Annotated in this window: 16 protein-coding genes and 2 pseudogenes; 4 read left to right on the forward strand and 14 right to left on the reverse strand. The window is 66.1% G+C overall.

Annotated elements, in window-relative coordinates; translation table 11 throughout:
- Positions 1-41: 41 nt before the first annotated feature.
- From ACEZDG_RS04100 to ACEZDG_RS04110, 3 genes are all read right to left on the reverse strand, one after another.
- Positions 42-503 carry a hypothetical protein gene (locus ACEZDG_RS04100; protein ID WP_380503872.1) on the reverse strand — a complete coding sequence of 154 codons (462 nt, stop codon included), beginning with the start codon at positions 501-503 and terminating at the stop codon, positions 42-44.
- 372 nt (positions 504-875) lie between these two features.
- Positions 876-1,076: a hypothetical protein gene (locus tag ACEZDG_RS04105; RefSeq protein WP_380502358.1), complete on the reverse strand. Its 201-nt coding sequence runs from the start codon at positions 1,074-1,076 to the stop codon at positions 876-878.
- Between the two features lie 139 nt (positions 1,077-1,215).
- Positions 1,216-1,395 (reverse strand): hypothetical protein, encoded by a 180-nt coding sequence (locus tag ACEZDG_RS04110; protein WP_380503875.1) that lies wholly within the window; start codon positions 1,393-1,395, stop codon positions 1,216-1,218.
- A gap of 282 nt (positions 1,396-1,677) precedes the next feature.
- On the opposite strand from ACEZDG_RS04110, the gene ACEZDG_RS04115 reads away from it, so the two are divergent.
- The gene (locus tag ACEZDG_RS04115; protein ID WP_380502360.1) at positions 1,678-1,977 is read left to right on the forward strand and encodes a hypothetical protein; all 300 of its coding nucleotides are present in this window, start codon (positions 1,678-1,680) and stop codon (positions 1,975-1,977) included.
- Between the two features lie 418 nt (positions 1,978-2,395).
- On the opposite strand, the gene ACEZDG_RS04120 is transcribed toward ACEZDG_RS04115, so the two are convergent.
- Positions 2,396-4,096, reverse strand: a complete 1,701-nt coding sequence (locus tag ACEZDG_RS04120) for a CHAP domain-containing protein (protein ID WP_380502362.1) — start codon at positions 4,094-4,096, stop codon at positions 2,396-2,398.
- A 1,011-nt stretch (positions 4,097-5,107) separates the two neighbouring features.
- On the opposite strand from ACEZDG_RS04120, the gene ACEZDG_RS04125 reads away from it, so the two are divergent.
- Complete coding sequence (locus ACEZDG_RS04125; protein WP_380502364.1) at positions 5,108-5,647, forward strand: hypothetical protein; 540 nt, start codon at positions 5,108-5,110, stop codon at positions 5,645-5,647.
- Positions 5,648-5,832: 185 nt separating this feature from the next.
- On the opposite strand, the pseudogene ACEZDG_RS04130 reads toward ACEZDG_RS04125, so the two are convergent.
- The 9 genes and pseudogenes from ACEZDG_RS04130 to ACEZDG_RS04170 form a co-directional block, all read right to left on the reverse strand.
- Positions 5,833-6,600: pseudogene (locus ACEZDG_RS04130) on the reverse strand (transposase).
- Between the two features lie 7 nt (positions 6,601-6,607).
- The gene (locus tag ACEZDG_RS04135; RefSeq protein ID WP_380502366.1) at positions 6,608-6,946 is read right to left on the reverse strand and encodes a hypothetical protein; all 339 of its coding nucleotides are present in this window, start codon (positions 6,944-6,946) and stop codon (positions 6,608-6,610) included.
- Between the two features lie 179 nt (positions 6,947-7,125).
- On the reverse strand, positions 7,126-7,719 hold the full coding sequence (locus ACEZDG_RS04140) for a 3'-5' exonuclease (protein WP_380502368.1): 594 nt from the start codon (positions 7,717-7,719) through the stop codon (positions 7,126-7,128).
- Positions 7,716-8,867, reverse strand: coding sequence for a radical SAM protein (locus ACEZDG_RS04145; protein WP_380502370.1), 1,152 nt, complete (start codon positions 8,865-8,867; stop codon positions 7,716-7,718). The genes ACEZDG_RS04140 and ACEZDG_RS04145 overlap by 4 nt, the downstream gene beginning before the upstream one ends.
- A 130-nt stretch (positions 8,868-8,997) precedes the next feature.
- Positions 8,998-9,855 carry a helix-turn-helix domain-containing protein gene (locus tag ACEZDG_RS04150; RefSeq protein WP_380502372.1) on the reverse strand — a complete coding sequence of 286 codons (858 nt, stop codon included), beginning with the start codon at positions 9,853-9,855 and terminating at the stop codon, positions 8,998-9,000.
- 13 nt (positions 9,856-9,868) lie between these two features.
- Complete coding sequence (locus ACEZDG_RS04155; RefSeq protein ID WP_380503816.1) at positions 9,869-10,384, reverse strand: DUF6879 family protein; 516 nt, start codon at positions 10,382-10,384, stop codon at positions 9,869-9,871.
- The gene (locus ACEZDG_RS04160) at positions 10,381-10,659 is read right to left on the reverse strand and encodes a hypothetical protein (RefSeq protein WP_380502374.1); all 279 of its coding nucleotides are present in this window, start codon (positions 10,657-10,659) and stop codon (positions 10,381-10,383) included. Before ACEZDG_RS04160 ends, ACEZDG_RS04155 begins: the two co-directional genes overlap by 4 nt.
- Before the next feature lie 277 nt (positions 10,660-10,936).
- Positions 10,937-11,506: pseudogene (locus ACEZDG_RS04165) on the reverse strand (hypothetical protein).
- 224 nt (positions 11,507-11,730) lie between these two features.
- Positions 11,731-12,438: a GntR family transcriptional regulator gene (locus ACEZDG_RS04170; protein ID WP_380502376.1), complete on the reverse strand. Its 708-nt coding sequence runs from the start codon at positions 12,436-12,438 to the stop codon at positions 11,731-11,733.
- Positions 12,439-12,643: 205 nt separating this feature from the next.
- On the opposite strand from ACEZDG_RS04170, the gene ACEZDG_RS04175 reads away from it, so the two are divergent.
- Together ACEZDG_RS04175 and ACEZDG_RS04180 are read left to right on the forward strand one after the other, a co-directional pair.
- On the forward strand, positions 12,644-13,270 hold the full coding sequence (locus ACEZDG_RS04175) for a hypothetical protein (protein ID WP_380502378.1): 627 nt from the start codon (positions 12,644-12,646) through the stop codon (positions 13,268-13,270).
- Entirely contained in the window at positions 13,270-15,474 is a 2,205-nt protein-coding gene (locus ACEZDG_RS04180; RefSeq protein ID WP_380502380.1) for a hypothetical protein, read from the forward strand. The genes ACEZDG_RS04175 and ACEZDG_RS04180 overlap by 1 nt, the downstream gene beginning before the upstream one ends.
- A gap of 108 nt (positions 15,475-15,582) precedes the next feature.
- On the opposite strand, the gene ACEZDG_RS04185 is transcribed toward ACEZDG_RS04180, so the two are convergent.
- Positions 15,583-16,392, reverse strand: a complete 810-nt coding sequence (locus ACEZDG_RS04185; protein WP_380502382.1) for an IclR family transcriptional regulator — start codon at positions 16,390-16,392, stop codon at positions 15,583-15,585.
- Positions 16,393-16,400: the final 8 nt, after the last annotated feature.

The following is a 16,400-nucleotide window of genomic DNA, read 5'->3' on the forward strand; positions in this document are numbered from 1 at the left end:
CGCCGGGCACCGAGAACACCGGCCCGACAGGACCGGCCTCCTCACGTCCGAGCCGCGCCCCCGCGACGCCAGCGGCCCTTCCCGGAGGCCGCCTGCCATGCGGTCATCGCCCCAGCCGGGGCCCAGGCGAGCACGTCCTCCTGCCGCACATACAGCACGCTCGGGTTCCGGTTGTGCGGGCCGTAGCCGATGGTGCTGCGCACCAGGACGTGGGCTCCGACCGGCACGGCCCAGAACCAGAACCAGGCATCCTGCTGGGCGCCGCCGGTGGCCCACGCCACCAGGGCCTTCGAGCCGCGAGCAGCCCGCTGGTAGACCCGGACCACCCGCACCAGCTCGGCACCGCGGGATCGCGGGTCGGCGCGCATCCGCACCAGGTGCTCCCACTGCGCGGCGAGGGCAGCGCGCCGTCTACGGGCACCGTTCCGCAGGCTGATCGCCATGGCCACCAGGCCGGCTGCGCAGATGCTGGCCGTCAGCACGTCGGCGATGGCATCTTCCATGGCCCTATGCCTACCACGCCCCGCCGCACCAACACGTACTGCGATGCCCAATTCCCATGCTTTGGGATCAAGTTGAAGGAGACTCGGATGTCCGACGATCAAGCAGCGTTGCTCGGAGGCACCGGGTGACCGCCGCATCCGGACAACAGGCCAAGGGGCGACTGCACTGGTGGGAACCCGCGAGGCGCGGTGCGCCGCTAGCCTGAACACCCACCCGCGCACGCCCCGAGGAGACCCATGTCCCAGGAATCCGACCGCCTGCGTGCTTTCGCCGCCGACACCGAAGCACTCCAGCAGCGCCTGAGCGACGCGATCACCGAAATGGACGGCCTGACCCCGGAAGTCAGCTTCCACCTCGGCGAGGCATTCGCGTCACTCGGCTCCGCTGTCGGGAGCCTGGAGGAAGCCGCCGGCAAAGCCGCCCGGGACCTGGTGCTTCTCGGCGAGCAGCAGGTCCAGCAGTCGCCGTTCACGGGCCACCCGGGCCGGCGCCCTCCTCGGGTCGTGGTTGGCGACGTGTTCCGGTGTGGCCTCACCGACGCCCAGGTCCACCTCCAGGCCGCCGAGGTACACGGACTCCGCGTCGGAACCACTCCCTCGGCGGTACCGCCGGCGTGCCAGTCGGGGTCGGTTTCATCAGCCGCTGCCTGCGCGGTGGCGGCCAATGCGTCCAGACCTCGCCGGATCGTAGCCGCCAGGATGTCGGTGTCGGTCACAGGTTCGCCTCCCGGCCGGGGTCGGCGGCGGGGTGGGTGAACTTCACGGGAAGGCCGAGCCACCGGGCGTACTCGATCTCCGCACGGGTGCTGTCGCCCACGTGGGGGTCGACCTCGACCCGGTCACCGGGGGTGGGTCGGATGCACGGGTCGTCGCCGCACTGGCCGGGCCTCATGTGGCCGGCTCCTTCGCTGCGTGGCACCCGCAGGTGCAGACCTAGCCGTGCTCTTGGCAGGCGGCGTGGTCCTCCATGAAGCACGTGTAGACCGCAGCGGGGCCGAGGCTGGACTCCCGCTCTGAGATCATCGAGCGGACTTTCGACGCCGATAAGGTCTTCTATCAGCCGCTGCTTGCGTGGCGGGAGGGAAACCCCGATCCAACAGAGCTCTACATCCAGCCTGACGTACTCCTCCGCACGAGGGCTGGTGTCTGGAAGATCGTAGAGTTCAAGCTACCGTTGCTGGACAAGAAGTCCCTCACCAAGGGTGAGCACCGTCGCAGGGGTCTGATTGGTTCCGTAGCTGAGGGAAAGTACCAGCTGGCGAACTACGAGGAGTACTTCGGCTTCGCCAAAAACCTCATGGCCGCCCAAGAGTTGCTAGGCGAAGCGCCGACCATCCCGGAGTTGGTACTCGTGGTGGGAAGCGACGAGAACTTCGACGCGGAGAAGGTGCGCGAGGCGACGCGTCTTGAACGGCCCTTCGAGATCATCGACTACGACACCCTGATGCGGATGTACCTGGCGGCGGCAGTTTGACTGCTGTCCGCACCGCGTGAGCGACTGCGGCAACCGCAGCTCCCGCGCTGGCTGAGGTCGCTCCCACCTAGAGCACGCCGGCCGCGACCTCTAGGTCGGGCTCATTCAGTGCGCCCCGCGGTCGTCGCTTGAGTCGGACCATCAGCCAGGCGCCACTGGGCGGCAGAAGCGTCCCATACAGACAGAGGCCGGCGGGCAGGGTAGACGGCTTGGTTCAGCGCGCCCGGAGGCAGAAGCGATGACCAGTCGGGCCAGCGGTGCCCGGACTGGTGGATGGTTCCTGTTGATAAATGGAGTAGAAACGTAGGGACAAGAGGCGGGCTCACAGGCTGGATGCCTGGAGCCCTACCTTCTTGTCCCTACGCAGGATGAGCGTGTGTCGGTGATCGACCACTACCCAACCTTGTTGTGTACCTACTTAGAAGCCGCTGCCAGCGAGGCCCTTGTCGTTCCAGCCGTTCCAGGCCGTGGAGTAGACCTGCTGCTCGATGTGGCCATCGCCGGTCACGCCGAAGACGTTGAGACTGCCGTCAGGCATCACCAACGCGTCGGGTGTTCCCACGAAGCCATTGCGCGCGGCACCTCGACCGATCCACCCGGACCAACCATTCGCCGAACTGTATGCCTGCTGGTAAAGCGTCCCGCTGTTGTTAGCGAAGACATTGAAGCTACCGTCAGGCATCTGGATTGCAACGGGTGAACCACTCGCGGCCGTGTTTCCACGTCCTCGGTTGATCCAACCACTCCACCCAGGGCCGGGGTTGTAAGCCTGCTGCCAGATGACACCAGAGGTGTCGGCCGCGAACAGGTCCATGCTGCCGTTGGGGTGAACCAGAACTGCCGGTGTCCCGACGAGTCCACCGCCAGCGGTACCCCGGTCGTTCCAGCCGTTCCACGTGCCAGCGGAGTACACCTGCTGCTCGAAGCGCCCGGGAGTGGTGATCTCGAAGACGTTCAGGCTGCCGTCAGGCATCACCACCGCATACGGCGAACTACTGAAACCACCAGTGCCACTGCCTCGACCGATCCAACCGGACCACCCGTTCGCCGAAGACCACGCCTGTTGGTACAGGGTGCCCGCGTCGTTGGTGAACAGGTTCAGGCTGCCGTCAGGCATCACCAGAGCGTCGACACCACCGGTCAGGCTAGGACCACCGCGTCCCCGGTTGTTCCAGCCGTTCCACGTGCCGCCGGAATACACCTGTTGCCAGATGACGCTGTTGCCGTCGCTAGCAAAGACGTTCAGGCTGCCGTCAGGCATCACCAGAGCGTCAGGCAAACCGACGAGTCCACCGCCAGCGGTACCACGGTCGATCCACCCGGACCAACCGTAGGTTGAGTTCCAGGCGTCTTGGTACAGGTGACCATCCGCCGCGATGCCGAACACGTTCAGGCTGCCGTCAGGCATGTTGATCGCGTCGGTCTGATGGATGCTTGTGCCGGTGCTTCCGCCCGAACCTCCGCTGGAACCGCCGCTCAACGTGGTGCCCACTCCGTTGAAGTCAACGTAGTTGCCGTAGTGGGAAGCAGCTTGCCAGCCGCTCTCTGAGTAGGTGCCGTCATAGCCCCCGTTGTACTGGGAGACCTTGACTTGGTAGCCACTGCTCACTGACTGAACGTCTTCGACGTAAGCGACATGGCCGTAGGGGTTGGACAACGTCGGCTCAATGATGGCCGCGTCTCCGACTTCAGGTGTGCTGGTGTAGGTCACGCCAGTGGCGTGGGACGGGTCATCCCATTCGCCACCGTTGCCTCGGCCGCTGACGAGTGTCGAGGAAATGCCCTGCGACACGAGACGCCAGGCGACGTATGACGTGCAGTTACGGTACTCGTACCCGTAGGGGTCATAGCATTCACCCGAGGGGCTGCCGGAGTCGCAAGCGCCGCCGGTCAGATGGCCGTCGCCGTTCTCATCGAAGTACCACCCGAAGGTGCCACTCGTACCGCTGCACGAGGTTGCGGTGCCACACCCAGCACTTGCCCAGGGGTAGCCGGGGTCAGTAGCCGAGGCCGACGTAACGTTGACCGTATCGGTGAAACCAAGGAACAAAATCATTGCTCCGAGGACCACCGGGAAACGACTCGCTAGGAGCCGCATCCAGTTTTGGACATGCGCCATTACCCCCCCTTTCAGGGAGTTGTAGGTACTTAAGGTGCAAAGTGGCCGTCGGCGAAATCACGACGATTGAAACACCTCTATATTGGCGTTCACACTTGCCTGGGTATTTATAACATGAAAATGGAAATACGCGAAACAAAATTATTGAGCTGCTCTATTGGCCGTCAGGAAGTAGGGCTAGTTGAGTAGCTGAATATTTTCGGCATTGGTCACGAGATTCCCAAATTCTGCACTCTGAGACCCCTGGACGGCTTGTAACTGGTCATTTGACGAGCAAAGTGCGTGCGATGCCGTGTAGCCAATCCAGAAGCCGGGAAACTGCTTAACGAAGATAGCTACGTAATCCTGAGATGGTGGTAAGATCCAGAGATCCGCTCTAAAGATCCGACGCTGCCAGTAATGGCAGAGCAATTTGAATCTAATGCAGTCAAGCTGGCTGTCGAAAAGTATAGGACTGTGCCCCCGGAGTCCGAAGCTGCAACATGGTCGGTTAGACCCCGGATGCTGGCAGGGACATTGTTGATCTCAATCCCTAGCTGTGACACCTTGAACTTTTCTGGATCTGTTGTTGACGCAGCAGGCGCAGACTTAGTTGAGTCGGTGCCACTGCTTTTACTCGTGCTCGCTTTAGCCGCAGGCTTGGCCTTGCGATTCTGGTGATACACATATGCGCCACCGCCACCAATGACGCCCAGCACGACGACGAAAGCCAATACGGCAATGAGGCCAAAGCCCTTGGTGTTCGGTAGTAACTTACGCATAGTGAATTGATCCTGCTTACTAAATAATGCCCTTACAATAAATCAGGGGTATTTAATTAGCAAGCCGCACTCTGTTGAAATTGCGCCTCCTTAGACCCACCGCCACCGCCTTGGGTGCCGTGAACTCACTGTCGGCTCAATGCTGGCGTCGGTCGAGGCTTTCCAGGTGTCACACCTCAGTTGGTAGGTGTTTGAAGCCTGGATTCCGGGCATACCGTCATACCGACCACTTGAGCAGACGGTGGCATTCATGGGGACTAAAGAGCAGGTCAGACAGGGTTTCATCAACCTGAGAGCTGGTGTCGGCCTGACAGCCGCGAAGCTCGAAGCGGAGCCGCTCCTCATGGAGCTGCTACACGCGGAAGACGGCGACCAGGCCGTGAAGCTCCTCACCATCCTGTGCGAGGCGCTTGGGGGTGAAGACCACGGCATTGCCCTCCGCAGCGCACTGGCCATCGGGTATCCGCCAGGCCAGGGGCTCAAGTGGCGTCGACAGCAACTGATTCAGCCGCATCCTGGCCGGTCGGCTGAACTCCCGGTGAGCCACAGCACGTTGCTCCGCAGGGAAGACGACGCGATCAAGCGGCTCACTGACGAGCTGGTGAATAGCCCGACCATCGAACCGACGACCGCCGGGGCTGCACCGGCCGTTCACGTCGCCGCTCCTGCCAACCGCGCCAGGCTCATAGACAGGCTGGACATGCGCGGCGTCGACTTGCCGCGCCTTCTGTTCCTGCTCCTCGGCTTGCTCCTCGGGGTGTCCCTGGCCGCACTCCTGAAGGCTAGGTAGAGACGCCCCTGGAGCACCACCCGAGCCCTATAGCTCCGGCCCATTTAACGCGCCCCGCGGGCTCCTCTGAGACGTCACCATCAATCAGGGGCGCCACGTGTGGTGGGATCGGCCTTCTAAGGCTTGTCCCGTAATTGATCAGGGCGTCGGTTCAGTCATGCCGATCCCTTGGTGAGGCCTGCGGGTTATGCGGCCTGGACGAAGTTGTGCAGGCGGGCGATGCCGAGCATGGCGTGGTGGACGCCGTCGCCTTTGAGGCGGCAGTCGCGGAGGATCTTCCAGTTCTTCATGCGGGCGAAGACGTGTTCGATGCGGGCGCGGACCTGTTTGTGCGAGTGGTTGTGGTCCTTCTTCCAGGCAGGCAGCTCTCCGCCGGCGGGGCGGCGGTGCGGGATGACCAGGCCGGTGCCCAGGTAGCCGCCGTCGGCGATGGTCATGGTCTGTGCGACGGCGGCCTTCGCGCCGGACTAGCTCCAGGCCCGGCTGTCGTGGCGGTTGCCCGGCAGCGGCTTGCCGATGACGACGACCAGCCGGGTGTCGGCGTCGATGACGACCTGGTGGTTGGTTGAGTAGCGGTAATTCTTGGACTGCTCGGCGATGCTGTGGTCGCGGGTGGGGACCAGGGTTCCGTCCACGATGAGCACCGCGTCCTTGCGGAAGCGCTGGCGCTGCTTGAGGGCGAGTTGGGGTCCGAGCTGGTCAATGATTCGGTCGGCTGCCGACTTGGAGACCCCGAACAGCGGTGCGAGCTGGCGAAGCGTCAGGTTGGTCCGCCAGTAGGCGGCCACCAGCAGGACTCGGTCCTCCAGGGGTAACGACCACGGCCTGTCCGGCCGCGGGGCATCGACCCCCTCGCGGCGCAGAGCCGTGAGCAGCTTTCCGAACGAACGAGGCGTCAACCCGGTGAACGGGGCTATCCAGGACGGCTCCGACGCCGTGATCACACCAGCCATCCCGAGATCATTCCACCGTTTCGCGATCCACCTGCTCGTAGGCAGCGCCGCAGCGTTCGACCTGCTCGCCGACCTGCTCCATGAACCAGCGCATGATCTCGTAGGGGATCACGTGCTCGTCGTGGCTGTGAATGTGGACGGTCGGCTCCAGATTTGGGTCCTCATCGGGGACGAACGCCACCAGGAAGGCTGGCCCGGGCAAGTGGGTCTCTGCATTGGGTATCTCTGCCCACGCAGCCGGCGCGGGGACAGCTTCGCTCAGTTCTACGGCCCAGGCGTCATCCGGCAAGGCGTAGTGGAACTGGACGGCGTAGTGACGGCCCGCATGTTCTCGCAGCTCTGCCATGTCGGCAGGCTGCCACAGGTGTCGGCAGAAGTCGCGCGGATACCTGACCGCAGTCCCTCAACCGAAGCTCAGCGGCGCAACTCCACCAGTGTTACGGGACAGCCCTTAGGTGGTGAATGATGGTCGTCTTACCCGCGCCGCTGGGGCCGTCGATGCTGACGAACACACCTCGGGCGTGACTAGAAAAGGGTCGCAGCTTCACTGTCGCCCCCGTCCGGTGGTTGGTTGCGGAGGACTTCGAGGGACAGCGGCACCGCACTCGATCGGTTCGCCATGTAGAGAAAGAGGCGCGCGGCAACCAAGGCGTCATACGTCGCACGGTGCGGCTTGAGAGCTTCGGGCATCCCCTCAGCCAGCTTGTACGCCTCGACCAGCGAACCAAGCTTGTAGCTCATCTGGTGCGGGATCAGGCGACGGGAGAGCTTGAGCGTGTCGAAGACCTCGGGGCACTCCCACTCCCCCAACTTGCGCTGAAGGACACCAACATCCACGTGCGCGTTGTGCGCGACCAGAGCGTCAGCTTCCAGCGCGCGCAGCACGTCCGCCTTGACGTCATCGAAGGTGGGAAGGTCGGCAACCTGCTTGTTGCTGATGCCGTGAATCGACTCGGCAAGGGGCGTAATCGGGTAGGTCGGCCGAACCAACCAGGTCGAGAGTGACCCGATGATGCCACCGTCAATGCGCACGGCGGCCAGCTCTACCAAGTCAGGCGGCTGCTGGCCGTTCCCCTCAACATCTACGACCACGTAGCTCAGGCTGGTCCAGTTCGTCATGACGTTGGTTCCTTCCATCCGATGTCCGCCCGGCCATGCTGCCGGTCGTGGTGTGGATGGCGAACGTCGTGCACCTGGAAGCCGAGCGCGTGTTGCAGGTAGTAGCGCGGTTGCTCCTCGGCCAGCCCCGAGACGATCGCCGCGCGCTCGGTGATGTCGACGACCACCAGGCCGCTCGCCTCGGGCAAGGTCCGGGCGACTTCCCGGATGCCGTCCGTCGTCGGAACCCGATGCGCCGACGCGCAGAGGTCGAGCTGTGCCAGGGGGCAGATGTCGCACAGTTCTCGAATGCCGTAGTGCCCGTTGTAGTCGGGCTCTCCATGTGCGTACGACACCGCGCACGAGGTCTTGCGGAACAAGGACTCCCCGCCGGCGAAGGTTGAAAGGACGCGCCTTTCCAGCGTCTCGGGCACAATCTTGCGCCGGGCAGTCTCATCGTACGGCTCGGGCAGCTGGTTCGCCCGGTAGTAGTCGGCGATCTGGTCCCGGTAGAACAGCCCCGTGAAGACCGTGGCGTCGGCGTGCTGGCTCAGCTCGTATGCCCGGTCGAGGTGTTCGGGTGAGTCGTTCAGACCAGGAACCAGGGGACGCCAGTAGAGAACCGTCCGGTACTGACGCTCCCGCGGGGCGCTCATGAGCTTCAAGGACTCTGCCGCCACGTGCGACGGGTAGGGCTCAATGTCCTTGTTCTCGATGCCCGAGTAGGTGAACAGCAACGTCACCTTGACGGAGGCCAGCCGGTTGAGCCGGTCGCTGTCTTCCGGCTTCATCTGGTGCCTGGTGATGACGAGCGCGTGATTACGCAGACCACGCGCGTCCAGGTCCTCCAAGACCGCGAAGGTGTGCGGCCGGACGGCGGGCAAGAACGGGTCGGTTGCCCGGTTGAACACCTGGATTGGCGTCACGTGCGGCTGGAAGTACCGGTGATTTACCAGTTCTGCGACGGCTTCGGCGTCGGTCATGAGCGCACGCGGCTGACGCGCATCCCACAGACCGTAGGTGTGCCGGATGCAGTACGCGCAGTCCAGCGGGCACCCCTGGACGTGGTTGAGGCTCAAGCCGCTTTTGCGGTACTCGACAACCTCACGGGCCTTCTCGGGTAACCGGCTGATCTGCTCCTTGTTGAGCAGAGGTACGAAGGTGGGCACCTGGATTCCTCCCGGAGACGGAGGGCGCGAAATCGCGGTCTCTTCCGGAGGGTAGGGGTCACCGTCAGTGCCCGTACAGAAAATTTCTCCGTATTTCTAGCAATACCTAAGCCGCGCATGTTCTCCGAAATTACGCGCCAGCCTCGGACTCGTCGGGTGCGAGATCATCAATGACCCGCGTGATGATCGCGCGGGCAGCACGCCCGTAGCTGGCCACGGCAGCGAGCTGGTCGAAGACGTTGCCGTACAGCTCGATCTCTTGCGGTTGGGCAAGGTTCAGCTCTGCCGAGAAGGTCTCGACCATCACGCGGTCGGTGTCCAGAATCCAAAACCCGTGCCAGGGTGCGACAACGTACCGCGTCTCAAAGCCGATGATGCCAAGCCGGACGTTAGGTAGGGCAGACAGGGTGACCAGCCGGTCAAGCTGACCGATCATCACCTCTGGTGCGCAGAGCTGAAAACGCAACGCTGCTTCGGTTAGAACGAAGTGAAATCGCTTATCCGGCCGGTACAGGATCTCTTGGCGCTGCGAGCGTGCCCGCACCGCCTCGTTGATGTCGTTGGACACCTTGAACATCGTGATGCCTTGAGCAAAGCGAGCACGCGCGTACTCGGCAGTCTGGAGCAGGCCGGGAATGACCGTGGCTTCAAAAGCACGGAACAGGTGAGTCTTTGCGTCTAGTTCGGCAATCTCATTCTGGTGTGACTTGAGTCCCGCCTTAAACTGCCGTTGCCACTCTGCATGCTGCACTTCAAGGGTGTGCAGCGATGCAAGTAGGCCCTCGGTTTCTTCCTCGCGCCCGACGGTCCGAGTCCAACCACGGATATCCTCGTCGGTCGGCGTCTGGTTGCCGTTCTCCAGCTTCGACACCTTGGAGGGTGGCCACGACAACGACTCCGCTAGCTGCTTGCCGGTTTGACCAGCACTTAGGCGCAGCTCGCGGAGTCGTTGCCCGAGGGCGCTACGTGCTTCATGCACGTTGGACACGCCCGATGTATGACTAGGTCGCAAAGTCATCCCGTCGAACAGCGTGGTGCCAAGCGACATCACGCCAGTAGTTGTGTTGCACGATCTCCGAAGGGTCTTCGATCAGCTCGCCGCCAAGGAACCGGTCTGCGTCATCGAAGTGCATCCGAATCAGCTTACGCGAGTCGAACAGCCAGTAGTCATGGTTCGGCAGGCCCTCTTGGCCAGCCACGTCACGGGTGAGGTAACGGATTTCCTCGCCCGCGCCGTTGGTGAACTGCGCACACCAGATACCGAATCGGCTGTAGTCGGTGAGCGGCAGACTGACGACGCGCACTCGGGAGAAGCGCAGCCCCTTGCTTGTTGCTTCGCGGATCATGACGAGCCAATCCTGCATCCAGGGAAGGTCATCATCCTCGCCCGCAACAAACTTTTGGAGCGACGAATTTTCGTACGCCGAGTCGTAGCGGTCACGCACTTCCAAGCGAAAGGCCGTGTGCTTGAAGGTGCGGAACAGCTCGCCGAACTCGTCACCCAGGAGCAGACTCAGCGCTCCCCCTCCTGCTCCAAGTAGCGGAGGGCGTACATCTTGATGACGTCCTCCGGGATCTCAATCAGGGTCTCGTGGTCGGGCACCGGGCCGATGTCGGCCAGCGTCTGCGGGTCCGTCACCTTCCACCCCTGCGCAATGTAGGTGATGCGGTCCGTGCGGTCGGTCGCGAACAGGGTAGGCGACTGGCCCACCTGCGACTCAGGGTCTTTGCCGAGGAACCGAGCGCGCATAGCGTCTCCTAGCTCGAAGATTCTCGAAATGTTCTCCGCCATGGTGCCTACGCCTGAATGCAGCGGTCAAGGGTGCGTCTCGGCCATCGACCGGCGAGGTATGCGGCCTGGAAACGATCATGCTCAGACAAGATCCACTAGCGCCGCAGGCAGGGTCAGCCGACCGCGCACCGCGCGGCCGGAATGCGCTCCATGGAGCCCCAAAACCCCCTCTGGGCTGCGGTTTTGGTGCCCGCGCAGGGACTGTCCCACAGGGGCGGACGCCGGTAGACTTGGGGTGTCCGGATGGGTGCACAGACACACACTTGACTACTCGGTCTCAGCCATCTTGGCCTCCGTCGCTGGCGTCCCGCCCGAGCGGCGCGAGGCCGTCGTCCTTCGCCAGGCCGGCGGCCCACTCCGCCAGCTGCTCGAAGTCGGCCGGAAGCAACCCGATGCGGGGGTCGATGGTCAGCAGCAGCGCTGGACCCGGGTGGTGGGCGGCGACCTACTCCCGGTCCGCGTCGGTCACTTCGTCGTCGACCCAGGCGAACGGGCGACCGGCAGCCCAGCGGACGACCTCGTGGGTCTTGAAGTACGTCCCGTCCTTGCGGGACGGCAGCCGGACTTCCTCGAACGGCACGTGCTCCAGCACGGGAAGCCCGAGATGGGGGCCGATCCACTCGTTGGCTTCGGCTTGCCAGGTGGTGCACCAGACCAGCTCGAACGGGAGCGCCACCAGCGCGGGCCCGTGGTCGGGGTTGAGCCAGACTCGCAGCGGCTCGATGTGCGGGGCGTCCCAACCGGTCGGGCGCATCCGGTGGGTGGCGTAACCGGCCGGGCGACGGGATGGCGTCGCGGCATGCGGATTGAGCGGGCCGTCCACGTCTATGAGCAGCAGCGGCCTCATGTCGATTTCTCCTGATTAATAGTCAACTATGCTGCTCCAGAACCTCGTTCGGATGGCTTTCCATCACTCCACCGCACCTGTTTCCGCAGCTCACCGGTTGTCCGAGGCGTGACCAGAGCCCTACCCGCCACCGCGATCCCGGCCCAGCGCCACCGCCGCAGCACCCGGCCACCCGGCCGGGCGATCCTGTGTTCGCCGCCCTGGTATCGCGGACCCTTGCCGCATCAGGTCCGGGGGGCGTCCTCGAAGGCGCGCAGCAGTTGGCGCTCGGAGTCGCCGAGGTAGACCGCCAGGTGGATCTCCGCCTGGCGGGCGTCTCTTGCCTGCAGGGCCGTCAGGAGTTCGCGGTTGCGGGTGACGTAGGGGGCGTGGAAGCGCTGCGGATCGCCCATGGCATGGAAGGCGAGGCGCAGTTCGGCGTGGACGCGGTCCATGAAGGCTTCCAGTCGCGGCGATCCGGCCAGCCGCACGATCCCGCGGTGGAAGTGCAGGTCGGCCGTGGCGACATCGGGCCAGCGCCGCTCGGCTGCCGCACGTTCTCCCCGCTCCACGGATCTGCGGATCTCGTCGATCGCCCGGTCCGGAGCGCTGGCGACCTCCCGGACGGCAGCACCTTCGACCAGGCGGCGCAACCGGTACAGCTCGACCACGTCTTCGGCGTGCGCGGTGCGGACGAACACTCCTCGGTTCAGCTCGTGAACCAGCAGCCGCTCATGGGAGAGGAGTCGGAACGCCTCCCGCAGGGTGTTGCGGGAAACGCCCAGGGCTGCCCCCACGGTCTCCTCGGACAGCCGTGTGCCGGGAGGGATGTGACCGTCCGTCACCTGCTCCCTCAGGACGTCGGCCACCCTCTCGGCGGTGCTGCCGTGACGGAGCGGATCCTTGGCCCGCTCGAGTGCCGCGACCCAGCCAAGGGGCGTGCTCGTGGTCATCTAACCGTCCTCGGGTGTCGGCCGTCTACTGGCCGTGCCGGAATCTCGTTGAACAAAGTTACTCCGCCTCTGCCGCCGGGGGAACAGCTCGAGGGACGACCGCAAGACAAAGGGAGGGGACCCCTTGATGGATCGTTGAACAATCCATACCTTGTGAGAAGGGCAGTTGCCCGGGCGCAGAGCGGAGGCGGTCATGGACATGGGCTTGGAAAGAACGGTCCGCATACTGGCGCCGGCGGCGGCGAGCCTCGCAGGGGCGTACGGGTTATGGGCAGTCGTACACCTGATCGCACAGGCATCCTTCTCCCAGAACGCCGAGTGGATCGACTTCGCGGGTACGCTCGCGCTTCTGCTCGGCTGTTTCCTGCCCGCGGTCTGTGGCTTCCCGAGCCTCAAGTGGTGCCTGGGCGCACTGCTGCTGCTGGGGATACTGGCCCTGCAGCGGTCCGAGGTCGACCAGCAGGCACTGCACCGCTTCGGGCGCACCGGGCACGTCAGGGTCCTGGGCGTCCAGAAGTCCCAGGACGGCATGAGTGCCGGGGAGGTCGACTACTACACGGTCTCCGTTCTCGACGGTCCGCCGCTGACCCAGGTGCGGGGCGGCACCTTCGCCGACTGGCACTGGAAGGTGGGCGGCACCTACACGGTGACCGTCGACCCGCGGGGGCTGGCGACGGTCGGGCGGGGAGGCGACCCCGGCGCCCCTGTGCTCCAAAGGGCTCTGCAGGTCCCGCTCGGCGCCGGCCTGTTCTACGTCCTGTGGCAGCGCGCGCGCCGCCCGTGGTACCGCAGGCGCCCCGCGGCTACGCGCCCCCCAGGGGGGAAGCACTGATGACGGGACACCGGCTGCCGGGCGGCCCCCAGGCCCCACTGCCGACCGATCCGCTGTTCCTGGTGACCGCTGCCCCCGAGCAGGTCCGGGAACAACTAGCCAGGACCCCCGGGCCCGCAGCCCGACTGGCGGACGCGGTGTACCGGGCCTCGGCGCATCTGCACGGGCAGGCAGGTCCGCAGGGCCGCCGACAGTTGCTGGCTCTGGACGCCGCCCGCTTCGGAGATCTGGGCCTGTCCGCGCGGATCGCCGCTGCACCCGTCGGCGACGGGGCGCGCAGGGCGTGGACGGTCGCGTGGGCGACCGGCAGCACGGTCGACCACCGCTTCCGGCAGGCTCTGATCGGCCACACCGAACGGGTGTGCTCGGTGGCGACGGGAGCGGTCGAGGGCCGCCCGGTGGCCGTCACCTGCAGCAGCGACGACCGCACGATCCTGGTGTGGGACCTGGCCACCGGCCGCCCGGTCGGCGAACTCCCCATGGGGGACAGCGAGGTCCGTGCGGTGGCCACAGGAGTGCTCCGAGGCCGGACCGTCGCCGTCGGCGGCAGCCGGAACGGGGCGGTCCGGGTCTGGGACCTGGCCACCTGCCAGCCCGTCGGCAGGCCCCTGACGGGCCATACCGAAGTCGTCGGCGCGGTGGCGACGGCGGTACTCGACGGACGCCTGCACGCCGTCAGCGGCAGCCGGGACGGGACTGTGCGGATCTGGGACCTGACGACCTGGCAGCCCGTCGGCGAGACCCTCACCGGGGACAACGGCCCGGTGGAGTCCCTGGCGACGGCCGTCATGGCCGGACGGCCCGTCGTCGTGGCCGGGAAGTGGGACGGGACGGTCCAGGTGTGGGACCCCGCCACCGGGCAGCCCCTCGGCCTGCTCCCCGACTGCGGCGAAGGCGTCTGGGCCCTGGCGACCACGCAGGTGGACGGCCGCCCGGTCGTTGTCACCGGCAGCCGGCACGCGACAGCGCGGGTGTGGGACCTGGCCACCGGACGACCCGTCGGGGAGCCTCTCATCGGCCCCGACGAAACGGTCTACGCGCTGGCGACAGGGTCGGTGCAGGACCGCCCCGTCGCCGTCGGCGGCTGCCTGGACGGCACCGTGCGGGTCTGGGACCTGCGCACCGGCCGCCCCGTAGGCGCTCCCCTCACCGGCCACGTCGACGGGGTCTGGACCGTGGCCACCGCCGTAGTGGGCGGCCGCACGGTCGCTGTGACCGGCGGTAACGAGGACGGAGAGGCGCGCGTGTGGGACCTTTCACCCTCCCTCCCTGTCGCCGGAGTCCCACGCAGTCACACCGGCGAGGTGCGCGCCGTGGCGTCCACGGAACCGGGCGGCCTGCCGGCCGCGGTCACCAGCAGCCGGGACGGCACTGTGCGGGTGTGGGGCCTCGCCTCCGGCCGGCCCCGCGCCGAGGCCGTGATCAGCCCGTCCCGGTCGGTGGAGGCGCTCGCCGGTGCCCTGGTGGACGGCCGGCCCGCAGTCCTCACCGCCGGCTGGGAGAACGTGGTGCGGGTCTGGGACGGGGCTACCGGCCAACCTCTCGGGGAACCCCTGGTCGGCCACACCGGTCCGGTGCGGTCCCTGGCGGTGGGGACGCTCGGGGGAACGCGGGTGGCCCTCGCCGGCGGTGAGGACGGAAGCGTGCGGGTCTGGGACCTGGCCACCCGCCGCCTGATCGGCCAGCCCCTCACCGGCCACTACGGCCAGGTGGGATCAGTGGCCACCGCGGAGCTGGAGGGCCGCACGGTCGCCGTCACCGGCAGCTGGGACACGACGGTGCGCCTGTGGGACCTGGCATCCGGCACCCCTCTCGGCAGTCCGCTCACCGGCACCATCGGCCTGGTGCGGGCGATGGCCAGGACCGTGGCCACCGCACAGGTGGAAGGCCGGCCGGTCGCCGTCGTCGGCGGCTGGGACACCACGGTGCAGGTCTGGGACCTGGCGACCCGCCAGCCGGTCGGCGCACCGCACACCGCGCACACCGATCGGGTCCAAGCGGTGGCAACCGGCGTGGTGAACGGGCGGCCGGTGGCCGTGAGCGGCAGCAGGGACCGCACCGTGCAGGTGTGGGACCTGACCGACGGCCGGCCCCTCGGAAGCCCGCTGGCGTTCCCCGGACCGATCGGCGCGCTGACCCTGTGCCAGGACGGCCGACTGGTCGTCGGCTTCGGTTGGGAGGTCGCAGTCCTGGCACTCCGGTAAGCGTCCTCCGCACGCCCCGTCTCGCGGCTTTGTCCCCAGGGTCCCATCGTGTCCCGGGATGGATCATCGGCCGACGCCGCGGGCATCAGTACTGATGCACTGTCATCCCTACGGGTGTCCCGCCGCAGGAGGCGACGGCGGGTTCCTGTGCCCAACCTCGGCGGACATGGCCAGGGCGGTCGCGCACACTTCCTCGGTGAGCCTCCGTACGGTCTCCTCGGTGGCCTGGCGGGTAGGCAGCGCGAGCGCCACGGCCAGCGGCAGTGCCCCGGTGGCCGTGAACACCGGGGCCGCCACGGAGGAGACACCCGGGAGCACACCGCCGGACGTGACCGCGTAGCCGTCACGGCGGGTGTCAGACTTGATCGTCTCGACCTGCTCGTCGGTCAGGCCGGTCTGCTCGGTGGTCTCGGCCTGGCCGAGCAGCACCGGGTCGGTGATGGCGGCCGGCAGGTGGGCCAGGAAGATCCGGCCGATCGAGGAGGTGAGCAGCGGCATCGTCGCGCCGACGCGGATGGTGATCGGCAGGGCGTGGGAGCCGTAGTCCCAGCGCACGATGATGGGCCCGTGGTCGCCCCAGACCGCCAGGTTGACGGTGTGTCCGGTGCGGTCGCGCAGTTCGGGGAGGTATTCGGAGGCGAGCCCGGACTCGTCCATGCGCCGCAGGGACTCGGCGCCGAGCCTGCGCATGGACGGGCCCATGTCGTAGAGGCCGGAGCTCTTGGACTTGGAGACCAGGCCGACCCGGCCGAGGCTGACCAGGTAGCGGTGGGCCTTGCTGGGCGCCATCGAGCTCGCCGCTGAGATCTGGGTGAGGCTCATCGGCCCCGTGCCCTCCTCCAGAGCCAGCAGGACCGTCATCGCGTTCTCGACGGACTGGATGCCCTGACGCGCGTCGTCGATGTCGTCTGCGGCCATGATCCGTA

This window comes from Streptacidiphilus alkalitolerans (genome assembly GCF_042511045.1).
GTDB classification, from domain to species: Bacteria; Actinomycetota; Actinomycetes; order Streptomycetales; family Streptomycetaceae; genus Streptacidiphilus; species Streptacidiphilus alkalitolerans.